The sequence below is a fragment of the Amycolatopsis oliviviridis genome (assembly GCF_014654365.1).
Taxonomy (GTDB): Bacteria; Actinomycetota; Actinomycetes; order Mycobacteriales; family Pseudonocardiaceae; genus Amycolatopsis; species Amycolatopsis oliviviridis.
Window position 1 is genome coordinate 62,354 of sequence record NZ_BNAY01000003.1, and the last position, 24,020, is coordinate 86,373.

The 24,020-nt window shown below is 67.4% G+C and carries 24 protein-coding genes; 8 read left to right on the forward strand and 16 right to left on the reverse strand.

Annotation, left to right across the window (positions count from 1 at the left end; genetic code table 11):
* Positions 1-6: 6 nt before the first annotated feature.
* From IE302_RS13320 to IE302_RS13330, 3 genes are read left to right on the forward strand one after another with little or no spacing between them, the layout of a single operon-like run.
* Positions 7-915: a TIGR03620 family F420-dependent LLM class oxidoreductase gene (locus tag IE302_RS13320; protein ID WP_191254842.1), complete on the forward strand. Its 909-nt coding sequence runs from the start codon at positions 7-9 to the stop codon at positions 913-915.
* The gene (locus tag IE302_RS13325) at positions 912-1,748 is read left to right on the forward strand and encodes a TIGR03620 family F420-dependent LLM class oxidoreductase (RefSeq protein ID WP_191254843.1); all 837 of its coding nucleotides are present in this window, start codon (positions 912-914) and stop codon (positions 1,746-1,748) included. The genes IE302_RS13320 and IE302_RS13325 overlap by 4 nt, the downstream gene beginning before the upstream one ends.
* Entirely contained in the window at positions 1,732-2,688 is a 957-nt protein-coding gene (locus IE302_RS13330; protein WP_191254844.1) for an ankyrin repeat domain-containing protein, read from the forward strand. The genes IE302_RS13325 and IE302_RS13330 overlap by 17 nt, the downstream gene beginning before the upstream one ends.
* 92 nt (positions 2,689-2,780) lie before the next feature.
* On the opposite strand, the gene IE302_RS13335 is transcribed toward IE302_RS13330, so the two are convergent.
* Positions 2,781-3,407 (reverse strand): hypothetical protein, encoded by a 627-nt coding sequence (locus IE302_RS13335; RefSeq protein WP_191254845.1) that lies wholly within the window; start codon positions 3,405-3,407, stop codon positions 2,781-2,783.
* Positions 3,371-4,864 (reverse strand): reverse transcriptase domain-containing protein, encoded by a 1,494-nt coding sequence (locus tag IE302_RS13340; RefSeq protein ID WP_191254846.1) that lies wholly within the window; start codon positions 4,862-4,864, stop codon positions 3,371-3,373. The genes IE302_RS13335 and IE302_RS13340 overlap by 37 nt, the downstream gene beginning before the upstream one ends.
* Positions 4,865-5,430: 566 nt before the next feature.
* Here IE302_RS13340 and IE302_RS13345 point away from each other — a divergent pair.
* Positions 5,431-6,324, forward strand: coding sequence for a nuclear transport factor 2 family protein (locus IE302_RS13345; RefSeq protein ID WP_191254847.1), 894 nt, complete (start codon positions 5,431-5,433; stop codon positions 6,322-6,324).
* Here the strand turns inward: IE302_RS13345 and IE302_RS13350 are convergent.
* The 4 genes from IE302_RS13350 to IE302_RS13365 form a co-directional block, all read right to left on the reverse strand.
* Entirely contained in the window at positions 6,321-6,584 is a 264-nt protein-coding gene (locus IE302_RS13350) for a DUF397 domain-containing protein (protein ID WP_191254848.1), read from the reverse strand. The genes IE302_RS13345 and IE302_RS13350 overlap by 4 nt on opposite strands.
* Positions 6,585-6,700: 116 nt before the next feature.
* Positions 6,701-7,714, reverse strand: a complete 1,014-nt coding sequence (ilvC, locus tag IE302_RS13355) for a ketol-acid reductoisomerase (protein WP_005162052.1) — start codon at positions 7,712-7,714, stop codon at positions 6,701-6,703.
* Positions 7,715-7,755: 41 nt separating this feature from the next.
* Positions 7,756-8,262, reverse strand: a complete 507-nt coding sequence (gene ilvN, locus IE302_RS13360; protein WP_005162051.1) for an acetolactate synthase small subunit — start codon at positions 8,260-8,262, stop codon at positions 7,756-7,758.
* Positions 8,259-10,127 carry an acetolactate synthase large subunit gene (locus tag IE302_RS13365; protein WP_039919045.1) on the reverse strand — a complete coding sequence of 623 codons (1,869 nt, stop codon included), beginning with the start codon at positions 10,125-10,127 and terminating at the stop codon, positions 8,259-8,261. The genes ilvN and IE302_RS13365 overlap by 4 nt, the downstream gene beginning before the upstream one ends.
* Positions 10,128-10,448: 321 nt before the next feature.
* Here IE302_RS13365 and IE302_RS13370 point away from each other — a divergent pair, with 321 nt between their 5' ends.
* Together IE302_RS13370 and ilvD are read left to right on the forward strand one after the other, a co-directional pair.
* Positions 10,449-10,931, forward strand: coding sequence for a PH domain-containing protein (locus IE302_RS13370; protein ID WP_191254849.1), 483 nt, complete (start codon positions 10,449-10,451; stop codon positions 10,929-10,931).
* 73 nt (positions 10,932-11,004) lie between these two features.
* Positions 11,005-12,849, forward strand: a complete 1,845-nt coding sequence (gene ilvD, locus IE302_RS13375; protein WP_191254850.1) for a dihydroxy-acid dehydratase — start codon at positions 11,005-11,007, stop codon at positions 12,847-12,849.
* Positions 12,850-12,954: 105 nt separating this feature from the next.
* Here ilvD and IE302_RS13380 read toward each other — a convergent pair whose 3' ends face one another.
* From IE302_RS13380 to IE302_RS13390, 3 genes are all read right to left on the reverse strand, one after another.
* Positions 12,955-13,497, reverse strand: a complete 543-nt coding sequence (locus IE302_RS13380) for a DoxX family protein (RefSeq protein ID WP_191255586.1) — start codon at positions 13,495-13,497, stop codon at positions 12,955-12,957.
* Positions 13,498-13,574: 77 nt separating this feature from the next.
* Positions 13,575-14,426: a DUF72 domain-containing protein gene (locus IE302_RS13385; protein ID WP_494492183.1), complete on the reverse strand. Its 852-nt coding sequence runs from the start codon at positions 14,424-14,426 to the stop codon at positions 13,575-13,577.
* Positions 14,427-14,431: 5 nt separating this feature from the next.
* Entirely contained in the window at positions 14,432-15,337 is a 906-nt protein-coding gene (locus IE302_RS13390; protein WP_191254851.1) for a 2-hydroxyacid dehydrogenase, read from the reverse strand.
* Between the two features lie 63 nt (positions 15,338-15,400).
* Here IE302_RS13390 and IE302_RS13395 point away from each other — a divergent pair, with 63 nt between their 5' ends.
* Complete coding sequence (locus IE302_RS13395) at positions 15,401-16,633, forward strand: PQQ-dependent sugar dehydrogenase (RefSeq protein ID WP_191254852.1); 1,233 nt, start codon at positions 15,401-15,403, stop codon at positions 16,631-16,633.
* A gap of 20 nt (positions 16,634-16,653) precedes the next feature.
* Here the strand turns inward: IE302_RS13395 and IE302_RS13400 are convergent, their stop codons facing one another.
* The 7 genes from IE302_RS13400 to gatC all read right to left on the reverse strand — a co-directional run bounded on the left by IE302_RS13400 (position 16,654) and on the right by gatC (position 23,072).
* Positions 16,654-17,370 (reverse strand): cupin domain-containing protein, encoded by a 717-nt coding sequence (locus IE302_RS13400; RefSeq protein ID WP_191254853.1) that lies wholly within the window; start codon positions 17,368-17,370, stop codon positions 16,654-16,656.
* The gene (locus IE302_RS13405) at positions 17,360-18,277 is read right to left on the reverse strand and encodes a DUF6807 domain-containing protein (RefSeq protein WP_191254854.1); all 918 of its coding nucleotides are present in this window, start codon (positions 18,275-18,277) and stop codon (positions 17,360-17,362) included. Before IE302_RS13405 ends, IE302_RS13400 begins: the two co-directional genes overlap by 11 nt.
* Complete coding sequence (locus IE302_RS13410) at positions 18,274-19,158, reverse strand: Gfo/Idh/MocA family protein (RefSeq protein ID WP_229907754.1); 885 nt, start codon at positions 19,156-19,158, stop codon at positions 18,274-18,276. The genes IE302_RS13405 and IE302_RS13410 overlap by 4 nt, the downstream gene beginning before the upstream one ends.
* 99 nt (positions 19,159-19,257) lie before the next feature.
* The gene (locus tag IE302_RS13415; RefSeq protein ID WP_191254856.1) at positions 19,258-19,764 is read right to left on the reverse strand and encodes a hypothetical protein; all 507 of its coding nucleotides are present in this window, start codon (positions 19,762-19,764) and stop codon (positions 19,258-19,260) included.
* A complete protein-coding gene (gene gatB / locus IE302_RS13420) occupies positions 19,757-21,262 on the reverse strand; it encodes an Asp-tRNA(Asn)/Glu-tRNA(Gln) amidotransferase subunit GatB (protein WP_191254857.1) in 1,506 nt (501 codons plus the stop codon). Before gatB ends, IE302_RS13415 begins: the two co-directional genes overlap by 8 nt.
* On the reverse strand, positions 21,259-22,776 hold the full coding sequence (gene gatA, locus IE302_RS13425; protein ID WP_191254858.1) for an Asp-tRNA(Asn)/Glu-tRNA(Gln) amidotransferase subunit GatA: 1,518 nt from the start codon (positions 22,774-22,776) through the stop codon (positions 21,259-21,261). Before gatA ends, gatB begins: the two co-directional genes overlap by 4 nt.
* Positions 22,773-23,072, reverse strand: coding sequence for an Asp-tRNA(Asn)/Glu-tRNA(Gln) amidotransferase subunit GatC (gene gatC, locus IE302_RS13430; protein WP_005162012.1), 300 nt, complete (start codon positions 23,070-23,072; stop codon positions 22,773-22,775). The genes gatA and gatC overlap by 4 nt, the downstream gene beginning before the upstream one ends.
* A 234-nt stretch (positions 23,073-23,306) precedes the next feature.
* Between gatC and IE302_RS13435 the strand changes: the two genes are divergently transcribed.
* Positions 23,307-23,960 (forward strand): ACT domain-containing protein, encoded by a 654-nt coding sequence (locus IE302_RS13435; protein WP_191254859.1) that lies wholly within the window; start codon positions 23,307-23,309, stop codon positions 23,958-23,960.
* The last annotated feature ends 60 nt before the right edge of the window (positions 23,961-24,020 follow it).

Genomic DNA, 24,020 nt, shown 5'->3' on the forward strand with positions numbered 1-24,020 from the left:
GAACTGATGGACCTGATCGAAGAGACGCGCGACCGGTTGGGGCCGGTCGGCGTCTGGCTGCCGCTCGCGCCGCTGGCCTCACCGCCCGACGCGGAACTGCGCGCGATGCGACGGCTGGAGGAACTGGGGTATCGCACCGTGTGGGGCGGCGAGGGCCCGGGCGGCCGGGAGCTGTTCGCGCACAGTGCCATCGCGCTCGCTTCCACCGATCGTGTGGTGATCGGCACCGGGATCGCCAACATGTGGTCGCGACCGGCCTACACCACCCAGAGCGGCGGGCGGACGCTCGCGCACGCCTTTCCCGGCCGGTTCGTCCTCGGTGTCGGGATCGGCCACCCGAGCCAGGCAGCGAAGGCTGGTTCGGACTACCGGCCGCTTAAACAGACCAGGGAGTACCTCGCGGCGATGTCGGCCGCCGAGGCCGAATTCCCTTCACCCGTCCCGTTTCCGACGATCCTCGCGGCCGTCGGCCCGAAGATGCTCGAACTCGCGCGAGACCTGACGGACGGCGCGCACCCGTTCGCTCAGCCCTTCGAGCACACGCCGTACTCCCGCGAGATCCTCGGCGAGGACAAGCTGCTCGTTCCCACCCATTCGGTCCTGCTCGGCGACCGCGAGGAGGCTCGGGCGGACGTCGCGAAGAACATCGGCCTGATGAAGCGGTACGGCATCCCGCACTACTTCAACGGCTGGAAGCGGCTGGGCTACACCGACGCCGACATCGACGGCGTCAGCGACCGGCTCGTGGACGGGTTGACCGCGTGGGGCGACGAGGAGCGGATCGCCGGGCGGATCAAGGAACTCGTCGACGCCGGGGCGGACACCGTGCTCGTCAGCCCGGTGGGCGACGACCTCGACACGATGGTGACCCACCTGGAGCGGCTCGCGCCGTCACTGACGGAGGTGACCAGGTGAGTGTCGGGATCTGGACGTTCTCGTTCGACGGCAAGGAAATCGGCGAAGTCCGCGAGGCCGCCGCAGAAGTCGAAGAGCTGGGGTTCGACACGCTGTGGTTCGGGGAACACCTCGGGCGCGAGGCCTTCACGCAGGCGGGCCTGCTGCTGGCGGCGACGTCCCGGCTGAGGGTCGCCACCGGGATCGCGCGGTTCGACCAGCGGGAACCGGCCACCGCCGCGGCCGCCGGGCGGACACTCGCGGAGGCCTATCCGGACCGGTTCATCCTCGGGCTGGGCGGACACCGGCGGGGCACGAAACCGCTGGAAGCCATGCGCGGATACCTCGACGGCATGGACGGGGCCGAACTGTCCACACCGGACTCCCCGCATCGGCGGCTGCTGGCCGCGCTCGGGCCGAAGATGCTCTCCCTGGCGGCGGAACGCGCCGACGGGGCGCATCCGTACTTCGTCCCTGTCGAGCACACCGCACAGGCACGGGAGGTCATGGGACCCGAGGCCTTCCTCGCCGTCGAGCAGGCCGTCGTGCTGGGTTCGGACCGGGAGATCGCGCGGCGGCACGTGTCGGCGTATCTGGAACTGGCGGCCCATCATCAGGCGAATCTGCGGCGCTTCGGGTTCACCGAAGAGGATTACGGCTCCGAAAGCCTCGTGGACGCGCTGGTCGCCGTCGGGGAGGACGCGATCCAGGCGCGGGTGCGGGAGCATCTGGACGCGGGCGCGGACCATGTCTGCCTGCAGGTCCTGACCGGGGACGAGCGGATCCCGCTGGCCGAATGGCGGGTTTTGTCGGGGGTGGGCGGTAGCGTGCGGAAGCGTGACGTCACCGGCTGAACTCGCTTTCGAGCAGGCACGGGAATTGATCGACGCGCGGGACCTAGCCGGTCTCGCACGCCTGATCGGCGACCTGCCCACGCTCGTCCACGCCCACGGGAAGAACGGGAACGACCTGCTCGGCATGGCCACCGCCACCCGCGACGAGCGGCTGTGCCGGATCCTGCTCGATCACGGGGCAGATCCGGCGTCGGCCAACGTGCACGGCTGGACGGCGTTGCACCAGGCCGGCTACGTCGGCCTGCCGCTGCTGGTCACGATGCTGCTCGACGCGGGCGCCCCGGTCGACGTGCCCGCTCGCGGCGATGGCGGGACACCGCTGGTGGTCGCGTTGTTCTGGGGTCACCGCGAGGCCGCCGAGGTACTGGCCGCGCGGGACCTCGCCCCCGGCAACCTCCGGGTGGCGGCGGGACTCGGCCGGGCCGGCCTGCTCGACGAGTTGCTCGCACCGGACGGCACGCTCTCCCCCGCGGCGGGCGCGCACCGCGAATTCCACCGGCCGCACAGCGGTTTCCCGGAATGGCGGCCGAGCGACGATCCGGCCGAGATCGTCGACGAGGCGCTGTCTTGGGCCGCGCGGAACGACCGGTCTTCAGCCATACGGACCCTGGTGGCACGGGGCGCCCGGGTGGATGCCGACGTCTACCGGGGCACGGCCCTGACCTGGGCCGCCGCACAGGGGAAGGCTTCGGCGATCAGGACCTTGGCCGAACTGGGCGCTTCGGTGAACCGCCAGGGGAAGTTCGGTGGGCTTTCGCACGGTGAGGGCGTCACTGCGCTACACCTCGCCGTGCAGGGCGGGCACGTCGACGCGGTGCGCGCGTTGCTGGCGGCGGGGGCGGACCCCTCGCTGGAGGATTCTCTGTACTCGTCTTCGGCTTTGGGGTGGGCCGAGCACTTCGAGCAGGCGGAGATCTTAACAATGCTGCGGAGTGCCTGAGCTTTAACAGAAGCCTGCCCCATCTTCACTAAAGACAGACTCTCAAATTAACCAAATTACATTACGACTTCAATTACGCGAAATCCGGTCCATTAAAACACAAATTCACTCTTAAGTAAGCGATCTAATTCTCTTACGAAATCTCGGCAACAAATAGCACATTCCCTTACGCATCCATCTTTTACCGCCAATCGGTCACCGAAGACCTTAACTCCAACTAAATTCATCTTTTTTATTACCGCAGCTAAGTTGCCTCTCTGTCTCCTCGTAATCTTTCCAGCAGCATGCAAAGTCGCGTTTCGCACCTCTACATACCCTTCAATTTTTTGATAGACCCCTATCTTCAGAAAATCGATCTCAAGCCAGTTTACTGCAGCTTTTCTGATTGAATCCCAAGATCCGTCGATTGATTTCTTCTTATCCTTGTAAAGCGAATCAAGGATCGGATTGGCGACGTGCAAAACCCGAGAATCTATGCATTCCATAACCCTGTCGAAAGTAAATACCTCGACCGCACTCACGCATCGACTAATTTGCGTTAGCGACGCTAGCGTCAGATTCAAGGTTGCCCCGCCGACTGAGGCGCCTTGTAAACCTACACCTGCAAGTTGACCGCCAAAGCTTCTCTCCCACTCCGCAGCAACGAGCATGATCTCCCGAGTAGCCCGGTCCGCACTCTCACTCAAAAAGGGCATATCAGAGAATTCTCCTCCACCCATTCCACGATTTTCCGATCAAGAGCACTGGTCGGCCGAAGCGACCTGGGAGCCGCCGGTAAAATTCCGTTAAAAGCGGCCGCAAGATACGGGTGACCCAGCCGGGTCGCTCGCAAGCTCACATTGTTCCACAAGTCAACGCCCAAGTCACTATTCCGAGCCAACGCCCAAACTGCCTCTGATCGGTTTATCTCAAGAGAGTTTCTAGTCTCGCCTATTAGCCACTCATGAAAACTTTCAGGATAATTCCTCGGAATATTACCGCCCTCCGCCACCACATGTAGCAGCCAAAGATTTTGCCACTTTGTCAAAGGCAAACTCGCAGTCGCTTTCAGTATCACATCTTGCACTTTTCCAGGATACAATCCGGCCTGCGACAGCATGTAGCTCGCAACAGCGGGAGTTACCTGAGGCTCCCACCGAAGAACATCGTGACAAAAAGTCAATCCAGAGGAGTCATTCTCGCCCTGCAAAACATCGAAGGCAAGCTTCACTAATCTGATTATTTCAATCTCTTTACCTACGTCAACCTTATCAGCTTCCTTTCGCTCAAACTTCCAATATTCGAGTATTTTTATTGCCACATCCGAAGAAACGTCGGATGCGTCAGCAGTCAGGGCGCCGTCCTCGTAGCCAAGTAAAGTAAGGTCTTCTTCCACTTCGCCAGATATCTCCTGAAGGCGTTCAGCTGGCGCATTGACAATGCCCTCATATCGATCACGACCTACATAGAACGTCTTACGTTCATTTACAAATAAGCCGAGCGACCTTGCCTCTTCATCAAATATATCAAGCGCCACCACGCAATCGATCGCACTGGCGGCACCGATCCGAAAGTCGTCCGCATATCGCCAAACACTTAATCCACGAAGCAGTAGCCTTCGATGAAGCTCGCTTGCATAAACCTCCGCGACTCGAGTACTTGGCGGACTACCGTGGGGAATACCATTACGACCACCCGAAATACCTAGATAGAATCGCCTTAACCACTCAACTGCTTCCCAGCGTCCGGTGACTTGAACAAGTTCTTGCGCGATTCGATCGGTTGGTATCGAACTGTGGAAGTTAGCCAAGTCGGTCGAGACTATGAACCGCGATGCCGAATCCACGAGTGGCGCCTTGAGAAACTGGTCGTAATGATCGGCCGTTCTATTAACTGGTGTCAAATCAGCATCAAGATAACTAACTACCGCACGATATAGCACTCGTTCAACCAAGGGAAGTAGCGCAACTGGCCTTCTTCCATACCGCCACTTACTCGCCGATATCTCACTCATCTGAGACAAGTCGATTCCAGCCTGACCAATCTCCGAAACAAAGTCAGAAACAAAGTCAGGCTCATCGCTTGCAAAATCGTTCACCAACGGAGTTGGAACCAGGTCCGACTTCCAGATCGACTCGCTTAACACTGCCTCTTTGATATTTAAGTCTCGAAGAAGGCGGGAACCCAGCATAAGCATGAGAACATGCTACGGCCCAAGGCCGACAATATCTAGCGAATATCGGCAGATTTTGGACCGACACCGGTCGCGACAGGTTCAGCATCATGGCAGAACCAGGCGAGCAGCTGGCCGAACGCGCTTAGTAATAGATCGCGCACTCTTCGCAGCATCTCTAGTGCTCCTAGTTTCTAATGCAGGGCACGCCTTGAACGCCCTTATGCACCCTAACTCGACTCTTTCTCTAGCGAGATTCTGATCCACGCGGCGTTTGGCGTCTCGCAGCCCAGATCGCGAAGACCCACGGCGCGCAGGTGATCGACACGACAAGAGTGATCAAGCGCGAATTTCTCCCACAATCTCGACACTGATGAACTCACCGACTACCGACTGCGGACATCACAGCCGGGGTTCACCCGCCAAACTGGGCCCGCCTGCCACTCGTCCTGACCGCTCTCCTCGAGAACAGGCGACCCAGGCCTGTCAGCAACACTCTCCATCGCCTACCGGTGGACAAGTGGAGTCTGTAGTCCGTATCTTCAAAGACGGACTACAGACTCCGTTTCTTGTCTGACTGGGAGACCTTCATGACCACACCCCACGACGTCTTCGCCACGCTTTCCGAGCGCGTAACCGCCCGGAACTGGGAAGCACTCTTCGACCTCTACGCGGAAGACGCCGTCGTCGAAAACCCGCAGCGCCCGCCCGTCCCGGCCCGCTTCGAGGGCCGCGAGACGCTCCGCAAGAACTTCGGCGGAGGCTTCAACGTGCGCATGAGCAGGGCGGACGTCCTGATTCACGGGACGACCGACCCGGAGGTGATCATCGCCGAGTACCGCAACGTCGGCGAGGCGCTGGACTCCGGGAAGTCCTTCGACATCGCCAACATCCAGCTCCTCCGGGTGCGCGACGGGCTCATCGCCCACTCACGCGACTACCACGACTACCTGCGCCTCACCGCGGCGCGCGATGGCTTGGAGGACCTGAAGAAGAGTTACGACACCGCGGAGCGCGAGCTCACGCCGGTTCCGCCGCGCCCCGCGTTGACGGCCGATCCGAAGAGCCCGCGCGGCGTCTTCGAGCGGCTCGTCCATGGCGTCGCGGACGGCGATTGGGCCGGGCTGCCGGAGCTCTACGCCGAGGAAACCCATGTCACGCACCCGTTCCTGCCCGGAGCAGACACCTTGAAGACCCGGGAGGACCTGCGTGAGCACTTCAAGTTCGGCGAGCGGGGCAAGGTCCGGTTCCAGGTCCGGGACCTGGTGATCCACGAGACCCTCGACCCCGAGGTCGTGATCGGCGAGTTCAACTACCAGGGCACGGCCGGGGACAGCCCGGAGTTCCGGCTCTCCAACATCTTCGTGCTGCGCGTACGCGACGGGCTGATCGTCGAATCCCGCGACTACGCCGACCATCTCGCCATCGCGGCCGCCACCGGACGACTCGACGAACTGGTCGCCCGGGTCCAGGACGGCGTCTAACCGGGCAGGTCGAATTCGCCGTCCTGCACGCCTTTCACGAAGGCGTCCCATTCCGACGGCGTGAACACGAGGACGTCGCCGTCCGGGAGCGACGCCTGGCGCATCGCGGTGTAGGTGACGCCGTCGGTGTGCGGCACCATCGCGTACTCGACGCAGTCTTCGAGGTTCGCGCCGTCCGGTTCCGCCCGGATCCACTTCGCGTCGCTCAGGTCCAGTTCATGCCGGATGTGGGCCTTGTCGTCCACCGGCTGCTCACTCATGGTGCCCACGCTATCGCTTTCCGGCGCGCAAGCTGAAGGGGACTTTGCCCTCATCAGACGCAGCGAAGGGGCCCTTCACCGCATCGGATGCGGTGAAGGGCCCCTTCAGCCCAAAATCAGGCGGTCTCGGTGATCGGCCGGTCCACCCACGACATCAGGTCGCGCAGCTTCTTGCCGGTCGCCTCGATCGGGTGCTCGTCACCCTTCTTCTCGAGCTCGTTGAACTTCGGCCGCCCGGCCTCGTCCTCGGCGACCCATTCGCGGGCGAAGGTGCCGTCCTGGATCTCGCCGAGGATCTTCTTCATCTCTTCCTTGACCGCCGGCGAGATGACGCGCGGGCCGCGGGTCAGGTCGCCGTACTCGGCGGTGTCGGAGATCGAGTAGCGCTGACGCGCGATGCCGCCCTCGTACATGAGGTCGACGATCAGCTTCAGCTCGTGCAGCACCTCGAAGTAGGCGATCTCCGGGGCGTAACCGGCCTCGGTGAGCACCTCGAAACCGGTCTGCACCAGCGCGGAGGCGCCACCGCAGAGGACGGCCTGCTCGCCGAAGAGGTCGGTCTCGGTCTCCTCGGTGAAGGTCGTCTTGATGACACCGGCGCGGGCGCCACCGATGGCGGCCGCGTAGGAGAGCGCAAGCGCCTGCGCGTTGCCGGAGGCGTCCTGCTCGACCGCGATGAGCGCCGGGACGCCCTTGCCGTCGACGAACTGGCGGCGGACCAGGTGGCCAGGGCCCTTCGGGGCGACCATGGCGACGTCGACGTTCGACGGCGGCTTGATCAGGTCGTAGCGGATGTTGAAGCCGTGACCGAAGAACAGGGCGTCGCCGTCCTTGAGGTTCGGCGCGATGTCCTGCTCGTAGATGAAGCGCTGCTTCGTGTCCGGCGCGAGGATCATGATCAGGTCGGCTTCGGCGCTGGCCTCGGCAGGCGTGAGCACGCGGAGACCCTGTTCCTCGGCCTTGGCCCGCGACTTCGAGCCCTCGGGCAGCCCGATGCGGACATCGACGCCGGAGTCGCGCAGGCTCAGCGAGTGCGCGTGACCCTGGCTGCCGTAGCCGATCACGGCGACCTTGCGACCCTGGATGATCGAAAGGTCCGCGTCGTCGTCGTAAAAGATTTCCACTGCCATGAGGGGTACTACTTCCTTTCCTGACTTACGAACAAAGATTCTTAGCGGGCGGAGGTGGCGGTGATGGACCGCGATCCCCGGCCGACCGCGACCATTCCGGACTGGACCAGTTCGCGGATGCCATAGGGCTCCAGCATCCGGAGCAGGGCACCGATCTTGTCCGAGGTGCCGGTGGCTTCGACGGTGAGCGCCTCCGGCGACACGTCCACCACTTTCGCGCGGAAGAGCTGCACCGTCTCCAGGACCTGGCTGCGCACGGTGTTGTCGGCCCGGACCTTGACGAGCAGCAGTTCGCGCTGCACGGCTGTGGACTTTTCCAGTTCCACGATCTTGATGACGTTGACCAGCTTGTTGAGCTGTTTGGTCACCTGTTCGAGCGGTAGCTCTTCGACGGCGACCACGATCGTCATCCGGGACACCTCGGGATTCTCCGTGGGCCCGACGGCGAGGGATTCGATGTTGAAACCACGCCGGGAGAACAGTCCGGAAACCCGCGCGAGGACACCGGGCTTGTTCTCGACCAGAACGCTCAGGGTGTGCACGCTCATCGGGCGTCTCCTTCTGCCGCGGCGTTGATCTCGGCCTCGGCGGCGACCTCGTCGTCGTCGAAGAGCGGACGGATCCCGCGCACGGCCATGATTTCGTCGTTACCGGTGCCCGCGGCCACCATGGGCCACACCTGGGCATCCTTCCCCACCACGAAATCGATCACGACGGGGCGGTCGTTGATCTCCATGGCGCGCCGGATGGTGGCGTCGACGTCTTCCTTGGTCTCACAGCGGAGCCCGGCGCAGCCGAGCGCCTCCGCGAGGAGGGTGAAGTCGGGGATGCGGTGCTTGTGGGTACCGAGATCGGTGTTGGAGTACCGCTCCGAGTAGAAGAGGTTCTGCCATTGGCGGACCATGCCCAGGTTGCCGTTGTTGATGACGGCGACCTTGATCGGCGCGCCTTCGATGGCGCAGGTGGCCAGTTCCTGGTTCGTCATCTGGAAACAGCCGTCGCCGTCGATGGCCCAGACCTGCTTGTCCGGCACGCCGAACTTGGCGCCCATCGCGGCGGGGACGGCGAAGCCCATCGTGCCGAGGCCGCCGGAGTTGATCCAGGTGCGCGGGTTCTCGTACTTCACGAACTGCGCGGCCCACATCTGGTGCTGGCCGACGCCCGCGGTGTAGACCGCGTCCGGGCCGACGAGCGAACCGATGCGCTCGATCACGTACTGCGGGGACAGCGTCCCGTCCTCGGGCCACTCGTACCCGGCCGGGTAGTCGTCGCGCCAGGCGCTCGCCTGCGTCCACCAGTCCTTCAGGTCCGGCTTCGCGGACTTGTCGGTCTCGGCGCGGACGGCCTCGATGAGCTCGGTGATGATCTCCGCGCAGTCGCCGACGATCGGCACGTCCGCCTTGCGGTTCTTGGAGATCTCGGCCGGGTCGATGTCGGCGTGGACGATCGCGGCGTCCGGCGCGAACGAGGACAGCTGCCCGGTGACGCGGTCGTCGAAACGGGCGCCGAGGGCGATCAGCAGATCCGACCGCTGCATCGCGGCGACCGCGGCGACCGAACCGTGCATCCCCGGCATGCCGAGGTGCTGCGGGTGCGAGTCGGGGAACGCGCCGCGGGCCATCAGCGTGGTGACGACCGGGATCCCGGTCAGCTCGGCCAGTTCCATCAGCTGGCGCGAGGCGTCGGCCTTGACCACGCCACCGCCGACGTAGAGGACCGGGCGCCGCGACTTGCTGATCAGCCGCGCGGCTTCGCGGACCTGTTTGCCGTGCGGTCGCAGCGTGGGCCGGTACCCCGGCAGCCGCAGTTCCGTCGGCCAGGAGAAGGAGGTCATCTCCTGCAGGACGTCTTTGGGGATGTCCACCAGGACCGGGCCGGGACGGCCGGTCGAGGCGAGGTGGAAGGCCTCCGCGATGGTGCGCGGGATGTCCGCCGGGTCGGTGACGAGGAAGTTGTGCTTGGTGATCGGCATCGTGATGCCGCAGATGTCGGCTTCCTGGAAGGCGTCCGTGCCGATCAGCGCGCGGGACTGCTGACCGGTGATGGCGACCACCGGGACCGAGTCCATGTTCGCGTCGGCCAGCGGGGTGACCAGGTTGGTCGCGCCGGGGCCCGACGTGGCCATGCACACACCGACCTTGCCGGTCGCCTGCGCGTACCCGGTGGCGGCGTGGCCGGCGCCCTGCTCGTGACGGACCAGGACGTGGCGGACCTTCGTCGAGTCGAGCAACGGGTCGTAGGCCGGGAGAATGGTGCCGCCGGGAATACCGAACACGACTTCCGCGCCCACCGCCTCGAGCGAGCGGACGAGCGACTGCGCGCCCGTGACCCGCACCGGGGTCCCGGCCGGCGGCGCCGGCTTGGGACGAGCTCCAGGGGTGTTCGCTTCTGCTCGCGAGGTGGCACTAGTCATCGCTTGTCTGCCTCGTCTTGTCTAGTCACTCGTTCGGGTATTCATTGGCTGGCTGGGTAGTGAAATTGTTCCAGGCAACAAAAAACCCCCGCCGACCGGAGTGGTCGCACGAGGGTCGCGCGTCGACGCAGCGGAGAGTTCCCTAAGCGTCGACGCGCTTGGGAAGTACGAGGCCGGTCTGCGTTGTCACGAGAGTGAAGCTAGTCGGTCGCCGTCAAGAGTGTCAACTCTGCGGGACGGCGATTCCGCATGCTGGACACCTTCGGCACGTGACGCGACCCGCGTTCGAGGCCCGGAAGGCGGCGGTGCACCATCTTTGACGTGGCAGAAGAAAAGCAGTCGGAACAGGCGAACGAGGACCGCAAGGCCGTCTTCAAGATCCCGAACACGGCGTTGCTGGCGATCGCTTTCCTCGTCGTTTGTGTGACGCCTGTCGCGTTCGGCGACGTGCCGTATCTCCAGTGGCTCTACCTCTTCCCGATCGCGCTGGCCGTGTTCGTCATCCGGACCCGCACGACGGCGACGTCCCAGGGCCTGGAAGTCCGCACGATGTTCGGGCGGCGGGACCTGCCGTGGACCTCCCTCAAGGGCCTCGCCATCACCGACAAGGCGAAGGTGCAGGCGGTGCTGAAGGACGAGTCCAAGATCGCCCTCCCCGCCGTGCGCACCCGCCACCTTCCGGTGATCTCGCTGGTCAGCGCGGGCCACATGGCCGATCCCTCCGGGCTGACGGACGACATCGACAAGGTCGAGGAGAAGGCGCCGGAGAAGACCGAGGAATCCGGGCCGACCTCCGGGGAGTAGGATTGGTAGGACCAGTTTGGCGCCGGTTTGCCCGGCAAGGCCCTGGTCCCCATCCCGAACCTTGGAGTCAGCCGTGCCTCAACTCCGTTCCCGGACCACCACCCACGGCCGCAACGCGGCGGGCGCCCGCTCGCTCTGGCGCGCCACGGGAATGACCGACAGCGACTTCGGCAAGCCGATCGTCGCCATCGCGAACTCCTACACCCAGTTCGTGCCGGGGCACGTGCACCTCAAGGATCTCGGCGAGATCGTCGCGGACGCGGTGAAGGAGGCGGGCGGGGTCGCCCGCGAGTTCCACACGATCGCCGTCGACGACGGGATCGCCATGGGGCACAGCGGAATGCTGTACTCGCTGCCCTCGCGGGAGATCATCGCCGACTCGGTCGAGTACATGGTGAACGCGCACCAGGCCGACGCGCTGGTCTGCATCTCCAACTGCGACAAGATCACCCCGGGCATGCTGAACGCCGCCATGCGGCTGAACATCCCGGTGGTGTTCGTCTCCGGCGGGCCGATGGAGGCCGGGAAGGCCGTGGTCGTCGGCGGGGTCGCGCAGGCGCCGACCGACCTGATCACCGCGATCGCCGCGTCGGCCAGCAGCGAGGTCGACGAAGACGGCCTGTCCATTGTGGAGCGCTCGGCCTGTCCGACCTGCGGGTCGTGCTCGGGCATGTTCACCGCGAACTCGATGAACTGCCTCACCGAGGCGCTCGGGCTGTCCCTGCCGGGCAACGGCTCCACCCTGGCCACGCACGCCGCCCGCAGGGCGCTGTTCGAGGACGCCGGGCGCACGGTCGTCGAACTGTGCGAGCGCTGGTACGAACAGGACGACGAGTCCGTGCTCCCGCGCTCGATCGCGTCGAAGAAGGCTTTCGAGAACGCGATGGCCCTCGACATGGCGATGGGCGGTTCGACCAACACCGTGCTGCACATCCTCGCCGCCGCGCAGGAGGGCGAGGTCGACTTCACCATCGACGACATCGACGCCATCGGCCGCCGCGTGCCGTGCCTGTCGAAGGTCGCGCCGAACTCGGACTACCACATGGAGGACGTCCACCGCGCCGGCGGGATCCCGGCCATCCTCGGCGAGCTGTACCGCGGCGGGCTGCTGAACACCGACGTCCACTCCGTGCACTCGCCGGATCTGGAGTCGTGGCTGTCCACTTGGGACATACGCGCGAAGGAGCCGTCGGAGCGGGCGATCGAACTGTTCCACGCCGCGCCGGGCGGGGTCCGGACCACGAAGGCGTTCTCCACCGAGAACCGCTGGTCCTCTTTGGACACCGATGCCTCCGGCGGCTGCATCCACGACGTCGAGCACGCCTACACCAAGGACGGCGGGCTCGCGATCCTGCGCGGCAACCTCGCCGAGAACGGCGCCGTCATCAAGTCGGCGGGCATCGACGAGGAACTCTGGCACTTCGAGGGCCCGGCTCGGGTGCTGGAAAGCCAGGAGGAGGCGGTTTCGGCCATCCTCAAGAAGGAGATCCAGCCCGGTGAGGTGCTGGTGATCCGCTACGAAGGCCCGGCGGGCGGCCCGGGGATGCAGGAGATGCTGCACCCGACGGCGTTCCTCAAGGGCTCGGGTCTCGGCAAGAAGTGCGCGCTGATCACCGACGGCCGGTTCTCCGGCGGCTCGTCGGGCATCTCGGTCGGGCACATCTCGCCCGAGGCCGCCGCGGGCGGGACGATCGGCCTGGTCCAGAACGGCGACCGGATCCTGCTCGACGTCCACGAGCGCCGTCTCGAACTGCTCGTCGACGCGGACGTGCTGGCCGAGCGGCGCGCGAAGATGGAGGCGAGCGAGCGGCCCTGGCAGCCGGTCTCGCGGGAACGGCCCATCACGGCGGCTTTGCGGGCTTACGCGCGGATGGCGACTTCGGCCGACACCGGCGCGGTGCGGGACCCGAACAAGTAAACCCCCGCCACAAGCATGCATTTAGTCGACTGAATGCGCCCTTCGCTCACTCCAGGTGGGCGGAACGAGCGCATTCAGTCGACTAAACGCGGTCGTTGCGGGGGGCTAGCGGCACAGGACGATCACGACGACCGAAGCCGCCGCGGCCAGCAGCAGCCCGATCAGCCCGAACGAAAGCGGCCGCTTCCGCCACGGGGTGTTGACGTCCAGCGCGAGCCGCCCGGAGCCCGCGAGCAGCACGGTCAGCGAGGCCGCGCCCAGCAGGAGTTCGAACTCGAAACCCTGCCCGTCCTTCTGGAAGAACCCGCCGCCGAACTTCACGTACACGATGTTCGCGCAGACCCCGAGCAGCGCCGCGGCACCGACCGGGGTGAACAGGCCCACCAGGACGAGCGCGCCGCCGAGCACCTCGCTGATCCCGGTGATCCACGAAAGCAGCGTGGTCTGGCTGGTGTAGCCGAGGCTGCCGAGCACCCTGGCGAAGCCGCCGACCCCGGGCCCGCCGAAGGCACCGAAGAGGTGCTGGAGCCCGTGCGCGCCCATCGTCACGCCGAGCACCACTCGCAGGACGAGCAGACCGAGATCGATCCCGCCCCGGGTCTCCGCCGGGCCGGGGCCGCTGTCGGCGTCGGCCACGTCCGAGATCATGCTGGTCTGGTAGTCATCGCTCACGCGCGAAGGGTAGGCGAAACGCGCCCGTCAGGCGACTGAACCGCCGAAGCGGCTCAGAACAGTGTCGCGGGTTCGACCGGTTCGGGCTCGGGCAGCGGGTCGAGGCCGGGCACCAGGGCACGCACGTCGTCGTGGAACCGGCGGGCGAGCTCCGGCGCGTCGTCGTTGTCGGGGGTGTGCACGAAGACCGTCGGCGACCGGCCCTCACGCAGCCATCCGGCGACCACCTCGGTCCACGGCCGCCACCCTTCGACGGTCTCCTCGACCGAGTCCCGGCCCAGGTACCGGACGATCGGCCGGTCGGTCAGCGCCCGCGTCCGCCGCGGCAACCGGGGTTTCTTGGCCCAGGCGTCCTGCTCGGCCTCGCTGACCGGCGGGCTCCCGAAGAAGACCGTGGTGTCGAATGGCACCCACTCGGCTTCCGCGCCGGTGAGGGCGCTCTCCAGCAGCGACGTCGAACGGGTGCCGGTGTAGAACTCGGGGTGGCGCACCTCCACCGCGCGCCGGAGGCCGGCGGGGAGCCGCCGCAGGAAGCGGCCGAGGGCCTCGACGTCCGGCGGGCCGAACGAGCCGGGCAGCTGGGTCCAGAGCACCGCCCGGTCGCCGAGGGGTTCGATCGCGTCCAGGAACGCCCGCATCTCGGTCTCGACACCGGCGAGCCGCCGCTCGTGCGTGACGACCTTGGGCAGTTTGACCACGAACCGGAAGCCGGGCCCGGTCTGCTTCGCCCACGTCGCGACGGTGTCCCGCGCGGGTGTCGCGTAGAAGGTGGTGTTGCCCTCGACCGCGTTGCACCACCCGGCGTACGCCTTCAAGCGCTCACCGGCGGGCGCCGACCGCGGCAGGAACCGCCCGGCCCACGCCTTGTGCGTCCACATCGCGCAGCCGACGTGAAGAGTCGCCATGCCGCTCAGTATTCGCCGTGGACGAGGTTCTGCGGCAGTTCCCCGCTCAGGTAGTGGCTCAGCTCCCGGACCGCCACCGCGTAGGCGCGCTGCCGCCGTCCGCTCACCGCGCCCGCGACGTGCGGTGTCAGCAGCAGTCCCGGCACGTCCCACAGCGGATGCCCGCTGGGCAGCGGTTCGGGATCGGTGACGTCGAGCGCGGCGCGCAGCCGTCCCGACGCGAGTTCCGCGACGAGCGCGTCGGTGACCACGACCGGACCGCGGGAGACGTTGACCAGGATCGCGTCGTCCGGCATCGCGGCCAGGAACTCCGCGTCGACCATTCCCCGGGTGTGCTGGGTCAGCGGCACCATCAGCACCGCGATGTCGTGTTCGGGCAGCAGGACGGGAAGTTCGTCGCCGCCGTGGACGCCCTCGCGGGCGGTCACGCCCACCATCGTGCAGCGCACGTCGAACGTCTCCAGCCGGCGGCGCAGATGCCTGCCGAGGTCGCCCGCGCCGATGATGAGGGCCTTCTTGCCCTGGAGGGTGTCGGTGATCCGGCGTTCCCAGTGCTTCCGCCGGTGGTGGTCGGCGAAACCGCCGAGACCGCGGTAGATCGTCAGCAGGACCGCGACCACCCATTCGGCCGAGCTGCCGCCGTGCGCGCCGCGGCAGGTGGAGAGCAGGACACCGTCCGGCACCTTGCCGACCCAGTCCTCGGCCCCCGCCACCAGCAGCTGCACGAGTTTGACGTTCGGCAGTTCGCGCCAGAGTTCTTCGCTGGGCTGGTCACCGGTCACGAGGACCTCGGCCTGAGCGGCCTCGGCGGGCACTGGCTCCCCGCGGCGGTACACCACCGGACGCACGCCCTCGATCTCCGAAAGCGCGGTCACTCCCTCTTCGTCGGGTACGAGCACGGTCACCGTCATGATCGCCACGGTATCGATAGGCTCTTACCCGCGGCTCACGTATGCCCACCTAGGCTTGATCCCGTGCGTACCCGGTACCGGCGGAAATGGACCGCGCCGCTGGCCATGCTGGCCTGCGGTGCGCTGATGCTCTCCGGCTGCGCCGACTTCGACAACACGGCCGCCGGGCAGAAGTTCACCCCGGTCAATCCGCCGTCCCCCGAGGTCCCGCCGCAGGTCGGGCCCGGCGGTGACGCGGGTGATTCCGGCCCCGGTGGCCCGGGCCGAGGGAACGGACCGAACCAGTCGCAGACGCCGGTCCCGCCGCCGCAGGGCTGCAAGGACTTCGACAAGGCCGTCATCGCGACCTGTCTGGACACCGTCGCCGCCGTGGCCGCGATCCCCGGCGACGGCAGCTCGCCCAGCGCGCTCGCGGGCGAACGCAAGAGCGGCCGGATCATGCTCGCCGCCGCGGGGAAGGATCCCGCCGACTGGGCCACCATCCCGGTGGACGGCTCCCGAGACGGCGGTCTCACCTCGCTCGCTCTTTCCCCCGGCTTCGCCGAGGACCAGCTGGTCTTCGCCTACATCACCACGCCGACCGACAACCGGGTCGTCCGGCTGGCGAAGGGGCAGGCGCCGAAACCGGTGCTGACCGGCATCCCCAAGGGCGCCACCGGCAACCGCGGCGCGATCGGCACCGACGCGAAGGGCGCGCTCCTGGTCGCCACCGGCGACGCGGGCAACCCCGGACTGGCGGCCGACCCCGCGTCGCTCGCCGGGAAGGTGCTGCGCATCGACACCTCCGGCAAACCGGCGCCGGGCAACCCCACGGCGAGTTCGGCGGTCTTTGCGAGCGGCGTGCACTCCCCCGGCGGGATGTGCCGTGACCAGGCCGGTTCGCGCCTGTGGCTGACGGACCGGGTGGGCGACAAGGACGTCCTGTACCGGCTTCGCGCGGGCCAGCCGCTGAGCACCCCGGCGTGGAGCTGGACCGACAAGCCCGGCGTTGCGGGCTGCGCGGACTTCGTCGACGCCGTCGGCTACGTGTACGTGACGACGTCGACAGCGGGGAATCTGCAGAACCTGCCGGTCACCCCGGACGGCGCGGTGACCGGCAAGCCCAACGTCAGCCTGGACGGGAAGACCGGGAAGCCGCCGAAGACCTTCGGGCGCCTGGCCTCGATGAGCATGATCAACCCTCAGCTGGCCTTGGCGGGCACCGTCAACAAGGACGGCGGCACGCCGGTGTCGAGCGACGACCGCGTGGTCATCATCTCGCCGTCGATCGGTGGCGGCGGGGGCGGCAAGGACTAGCGGGGAGAGGGCTGGGCCGGTCACCCGTCGAGGTCGTACTCCGTCCGCCTCCCGCACATCCCGTAGCCGTCCTCTTTGGACGGACGAAGGACACGGACACCGGACTGTCCGAGATGACTCGCGTCGCCGTTCGCCAGTGCCTTCAGGTGTTCCCCGGTCAGCTCGGCGGCGGCCAGCGCACCGGATCGCCAGCGCGGGAACCAGGCGTCGATCTTCGGCGCGACCAGCGCGGCGGCGGCGCGGTGGAAGTCCCGCAGCGGACCGGGGTCCCCCGAGACGAGCGCGTCCCGGATCGGCAGGTAGCCCTCGATCGCGAGATCGCGGCGGCGGCGGGCCGCGTCGTCGCCGTCGGGCATCGCGGCGGCCTCGGCGTACGCGTCCGGGTCGGCGAGGACCGGCGGCGGGAAGGTGAAGACCGCGTCACCGGCCTCGGGCAGGCCGCTGTTCTGCATGAGCACGGTGATCCGCAGGTCGTCGCGCTGCACCATCCGGTGGACCGTGCCGGGGGCGAACCACGCGACGACCCCGGCTTCGAGGCCGGTCTCCCGGTAGCCGCCGGCGTCGAGCGTCTGCACCGCGCCGCGGCCGCCGGTGACCACGTAGGCCTCGGTGCAGGCGAGGTGCAGATGCGGGCTGCCGCCGCACACCCCGTCCGCCGCCTCCCATTCGTAGGCGCACAGATGGGAAAGACCGATGCCACCCGGCAACGGGAACACGGGGACCTCCTCAGAATCCATGGGTCTTCAGGTAATGCTCGACGCGGTCGCGGTCCCAGGCGCCGTCCGCGACCACCACGCGGTAGCGGTAGTGGAAACTCTCGCCGGGCGGCAGCGTGAACTCGTCGAAGAACGCCCACGAGAACGCCACCGTCGGGATGTCGTGCGACCGGACGAACCAATGCGACTCGTGGATCGCGTGCTCGTTCTCCGGCGCGTGCACGAAGACCAGCTTCGACTTCGCGTCGACCTCGTCGTGTTCGCCGACGAACGCCAGCCACGGCGCCTGGCTCCCCATCATCTCCTCGCCGCCCATCCCGCCGGGGCCGAGGATTTCGCCGCCTCTGAACTCGCGGGGCCCGCGCCAGTGCAGCCCGGTGTAGCCCGCCATCTCGCGTCCCGCCGTCGTCGGGCTACCGAATTCCAGTGGCTCGTCGCGGATGTTGGTCAGGGTGATCGCCCAGTCGAGGGCCCAGCTGCCGTCGTCCGGTGCCACGGAATGGACGACGAGGTCACGCCGTTCGCGCGCCCATTCCCCGCCGCCGTTCTCGACCCAGGTCAGTTTCTCGCCCAAGGCAAGGCTTTCGTCCTCGACGGCGAACTCCTCGAAGCCGTCGTGCCGCATCGAACCGACGAGATCGGGCAGGTCCTGGTACCACTCGCCGGGCACGTAGGTCCAGCCGCCCCAGAAGTTCTGGCCGGACAGATGACTCGACGTCATCTGGAGTCCCTTGTGCCAGCGGTGATCCGACGGCCGGTAGGCGCTGACCTGACGTCCGGCCAGTGTCCGCAGCGGATGCGTGTACGGCTTGCGCGACTCGAAAGCGGCGGGATCGGGTTTGTACACATAGGACAGAAGTTCGACGCCGCCGGCCTCGACGGTCACGCGTTCGCCGTACCGGTGGGTGACGGTGATGGGTGCGCTCACGATGCCCCGTTCATGGCTGCGTAAAAGGGATCCCCGGCGGTGATCTCACCCGCGTGGACCGGGCGTCCGGTGAACGCGGATTTGTACAGCGCGGCGATGAATTCGAGTGCTCGCCGTCCCTCGGCGCCGCTGCACGGCGGACGCTCCCCGGCCCTGATCGCGGCGAGGACCCGGGTCAGCTGAGCGGTGTGCGAACTGGCGATGTTCGTCGACGGCGCACGCCATTTCCCGGTCACGTGCGGCGCGGGCGTGTAGGTCCAGTCGTCGTTCTCATAGCCGTAGAGATGGGTCAGTTCGACCGTCGCGGCCGAACAGTCGATGCGGATCCGGCTGACCTCGTCAGGCGAGAGCACACTGTTGACCACCGTCACCAGCGCGCCGGATTCGAAGCGGGCCAACGCCATCGAGACGTCGTCGGTGCGGACGTCGTGCACGAGCCCGCCGGTCATCGCGCGGATCTCGGCCCAGTCGCCGAGCAGGTGCAGCAGGAGATCGATCTGGTGGATTCCCTGGCCCATCGCGGGTCCGCCGCCCTCGGTCGCCCAGTCACCCCGCCACGGGACGGCGTAGTACTCCGCGTCGCGGAACCACGTCGTCTGGCAGTGCGCGCCCAGCGGCCGCCCGAGTTCCCCCGCGGCCAGCAGCTCGCGGAAATGCCCTGCCGCGGAGCCGAACCGGTGCTGGAAGACGAACCCCGCGTACGGCCCGCCCTCGGACTCGGCCGCGGTGATCTCGTCGTATTCGGCGACCCTGGCTTCGTCGACGTCCGCCGCGGCGACCACGGTCACTTCCGACGGATGGGCTTCGTAGGCGGCTAGATGGCTTTTGGCGATTCCTCCGGTGCCGATGATGGCCGCCCGGAGGGGGTTCCCGGTCGTCACCCGTGACCTCCACCGTCCGTATGAGGCACTCATACGGTAGGCAGAAAGCGCTTTCTTACGCAACCCCCATGCATCCAGAGGACTAAACGCGAGGAGGGCTCAGCGGCGCGTACGGGTTTCCGCGCGCAGGAGCCGGACGTCGAGGAACGCGACGACGGCGGAGACGACAGCGGCGGCCAGGCCGAGATAGCGGCCGAGACCCACGCCGATCTCGACGCCGGCGGCGGAGAAGATCCCGCGCTGGTCGGCGTCGAACTGCCAGTCGAGGGTGGTCCAGCCGAGCACCATCAGCAGCAGCGCGCCGATGACCGCCATCAGCCACAGATGCGGCAGGCCCGCGCGGCGGACGGCGTCGACGCGGCCGAACAGCACGACGGCGAGGCCGGGCAGGAACACCAGGAAGAGCGGCGCCCAGGCGAGGAACCCGGCGTGCCACGCGTCCCGGGTGACGTCGTTAGCGGGCAACGACGTCAGCACGTCCTCGATCTCCGGACGTGACGCGGTCAGCTTCGTCCACGGCAGGAACAAGGCCACCAGCGCGAGCAGCCCGGCCGCGAAGCCGAGCCACTCACGCCAGGTGACCTTCTTCAAAGCGAGATCAGGCACCGACTCGCTCGATGATCAGTTCGCGCACGCGCTTGGCGTCGGCCTGGCCCTTGGTGGCCTTCATGACCGCGCCGACGATCGCCCCGGCCGCGGCCACCTTGCCGCCGCGGATCTTCTCGGCGACGTCCGGCTGCGCGGCCAGCGCCTCGTCGACCGCCGCGATGAGCGCGGAGTCGTCGGAGACGACCTTCAGGCCGCGCTTCTCGACGACCTCGGCGGGCGAACCCTCGCCGGCGAGCACGCCCTGCACGACCTCCTTGGCCAGCTTGTTGGTCAGCTCACCGGCGTTGACCAGCGCGATGACCTCGGCCAGCTGCGCCGGGGTGATCGCCAGCTCCGCCAGTTCGATCTCGCGGGAGTTGGCCTCCTGCGCCAGCGTGTTGACCCACCAGCTGCGGGCCTCGTCCGGCGTCGCGCCCGCCTCGACGGTCGCGGCGACCAGGTCGACCGCGCCGACGTTGAGCAGGTCGCGCAGCGCCTCGTCGGTCAGGCTCCACTCGCGCTGGATGCGCTTGCGGCGCTCCGACGGCATCTCCGGCAGCGTCTTGCGCAGCTCCTCGACCCACTCGCGCGACGGCGCGATCGGGACCAGGTCGGGCTCCGGGAAGTACCGGTAGTCCTCGGCGGTCTCCTTGGTGCGGCCGGACGACGTGGTGCCGTCGGCCTCCTGGAAGTGCCGCGTCTCCTGCTTGATCGAGCCGCCCTCGGCGAGGATCGCCGCCTGCCGGGTCATCTCGTAGCGCACGGCGCGCTCGACGCTGCGCAGCGAGTTGACGTTCTTGGTCTCGGTGCGCGTGCCGAACTCGGTCGCGTCCTTGGCCATCAGCGAAACGTTCGCGTCGCAGCGCAGGGAACCCTGGTCCATGCGGACATCGGAGACGTCCAGCGCGCTGAGCAGATCCCGCAGGGCGCTCACGTACGCGCGGGCGACCTCGGGGGCGCGGCCGCCGGTGTGCTCGATCGTCTTGGTGACGATCTCGATCAGCGGCACGCCCGCGCGGTTGTAGTCGAGCAGGGAGTGCTCGGCGCCGTGGATCCGGCCGGTGGCGCCGCCGACGTGCAGCGACTTGCCGGTGTCCTCCTCCATGTGCGCGCGCTCGATCTCGACGCGCACGACCTCGCCGTCGTCCAGCGTCACGTCGAGGTAGCCGTTGAAGGCGATCGGCTCGTCGTACTGCGAGGTCTGGAAGTTCTTCGGCATGTCCGGGTAGAAGTAGTTCTTCCGGGCGAACCGGCACCATTCGGCGATCTCGCAGTTGAGCGCCAGCCCGATGCGGATCGCGCCTTCGATCGCCTTGGCGTTCACGACGGGCAGCGCCCCGGGCAGACCGAGACAGGTCGGGCACACCTTGGTGTTCGGCTCGCCGCCGAACTCGTTGGCGCAGCCGCAGAACATCTTGGTGTTCGTGTTCAGCTCGACGTGCACCTCGAGGCCCAGCACCGGGTCGAACCGCTCGATGACGTCGGCGTAGTCCATCAACTCAACCACGGCGGTCACTTCTTTCCTCCCAGCTCCGGAACCTCGTGCACCAGCGAGCCGCCGTTGGCGGCGTCGCGCGCGACCTCGTAGGCGGCGCCGACGCGGTACAGCCGGTCGTCGGCCATCGCGGGGGCCATGATCTGGAGGCCGACCGGCAGGCCGTCCTCGTGCGACAGTCCACTCGGGACGCTCATCGCGGCGTTGCCGGCGAGGTTCGACGGAATGGTGCAGAGGTCCGCCAGGTACATCGCCATCGGATCGTCGACGCGCTCGCCGATCTTGAACGCGGTGGTCGGCGTGGTCGGCGAGACCAGCACGTCCACCTTCTCGTACGCGGCCTCGAAGTCCCGCGTGATGAGCGTGCGGACCTTCTGCGCCGAGCCGTAGTACGCGTCGTAGTAGCCCGAGGACAGCGCGTACGTGCCGAGCATGATGCGGCGCTTGACCTCGGGACCGAAGCCCTTCTCGCGGGTCAGCGACATGACCTCTTCGGCGCTGTGCGCGCCGTCGTCGGACACGCGCAGGCCGTAGCGCATGGCGTCGAACCGGGCGAGGTTCGACGAGCACTCGCTCGGCGCGATCAGGTAGTACGCGGGCAGCGCGTAGGTGAAGTTCGGGCACGAGACCTCGACGACCTCGGCGCCGAGCGCGCGCAGCTGCTCGACGGCGGCCTCGAATGACCGCAACACGCCCGGCTGGTAGCCGTCGCCGGCGAATTCCTTCACGACGCCGACACGGACGCCCTTGAGGTCCCCGGTCAGGCCCTGGCGGGCCGCGGCGACCACGGGCGGAACCGGCGCGTCGATCGAGGTCGAGTCCATCGGGTCGTACCCGGCGATGACCTCGTGCAGCAGGGCGGCGTCGAGCACCGTCCGCGCGCAGGGACCGGCCTGGTCGAGCGACGACGAGAAGGCGACGAGACCGTAGCGGGAGACACCGCCGTACGTCGGCTTCACGCCGACGGTGCCGGTGACCGCGCCGGGCTGGCGGATCGAGCCGCCGGTGTCGGTGCCGATCGCGATCGCGGCCTCGAACGCCGCGATGGACGCCGAGGAGCCACCGCCGGAACCGCCCGGGATGCGGGCGTGGTCCCACGGGTTGTGCGTCGGGCCGAACGCGGAGTTCTCCGTGGAGGAGCCCATCGCGAACTCGTCCATGTTGGTCTTGCCGAGCACCACGACACCGGCCTCGCGCAGCTTGCGCGTCACGGTGGCGTCGTACGGCGGGATCCAGTTCTCCAGGGTCTTCGAACCGACCGTGGTCGGGATGCCCTTGGTGGTCAGCACGTCCTTGAGCGCCAGCGGCACCCCGGCGAGCGCCGACTTCGGCGCCTTGCCCTCGGCGACGTCGGCGTCCACCGCGCGGGCGGCGTCGAGCGCGCCCTCGGTGTCCACGTGCAGGAACGCGTGGATGTGCTCGTCGACCTCGGCGATCCGGTCCAGGTGGGCCTGGGTGACCTCGACGGCCGAGACCTCACGGGACTGGATCTTCTCCGCCAGCTCGGCGGCGGTCAGCTTGACGATTTCGCTCACTGCTCTTCTCCCAGAATCCGCGGCACCCGGAAACGACCCTCTTCGCTGGCCGGCGCACCGGCCAGCGCCTGCTGCTGGGTCAGCCCCGGTCGGACCGTGTCCTCACGGAACACGTTGGTCAGCGGCACGGCGTGCGACGTGGGCGGGACGTCCTCGCCTGCGACCTCGCTCACCTTGGCCACCGAGTCCAGGATCTGGTCGAGCTGGCCTGCGAAGACGTCCAGCTCCTCTTCGGTGACGGCAAGCCTGGCCAGCTTGGCGAGGTGCGCGACCTCGTCGCGGGAAATGTTGGGCACGCGGGTGACTCCCGGGGTGTGCTGTGCGGGTTCTGTCGGAAGCTGCAAGTCTATGGTGGCGGTGTCGGCGGACTCGACTGGGTTACGCCAGGGCACTCCGGCCGCGGAGTGCCTGGTTCGTTATCCCGAAGGCCGGATGGCGGGCCCCATTACACCGTCCGGTCTGTCACAATCGGCGCCCGGCGTAGCGCGTTCCACGGCGAGGCTGGAACGCCTGAGGCGAGAGGGGCGCGTGTGTCGTTCCTGATCCGGGTCCAATTACCGGACACCCCGGGGACCCTCGGCGCGGTCGCCACCGCGCTCGGCACCGTCGGCGCCGACATCCTGAGTGTGGACGTGGTCGAACGAAGCGGCGGTCTCGCCATCGACGACCTCGTCGTGGAAATCCCCTCCGGCAGGCTGCCGGACGCGCTGATCACCGCGGCCGAAAGCGTCGACGGCGTCGAGGTCGACGCCGTCCGCCCGTACGCCGGGGTGCTGGACACCCATCGTGAGCTCGAACTGGTCGAGGAGATCGCCGCGAAGCCCGCTTCGGGGCTGGAGATCCTCGCCGAAGGGGTGCCGCGGATCATCCGGGCGGGCTGGGCCGTCGTCGTCGAGTACTCGGAGGCCGGCGCGCTGCGGCTGGCTTCGTCCAGCGCCGCGCCCGAGACGCCGATCACCGACCTGCCGTGGCTGCCGCTGGAACGCGCCACCATCCTGGACGCCGAGGAGGCCTGGGTCCCGGAGACGTGGAAGGAACTGGGGACCGAACTCGCGGCCACACCACTGGGGAAGCCGGGGAAGGCGCTGCTGGTCGCCAGGCCGGGCGGGCCGAACTTCCGGGCGGCGGAGGTGGCGCGTTTGGCGCACTTCGCGGGGATCGTCGCCGTCGTGCTGGACAGCTGACCTCGCTCCTTCGCGAGCCCCTGGGCGTGCAATGAAGGGGCCTTTCATAGCAAAATTTGC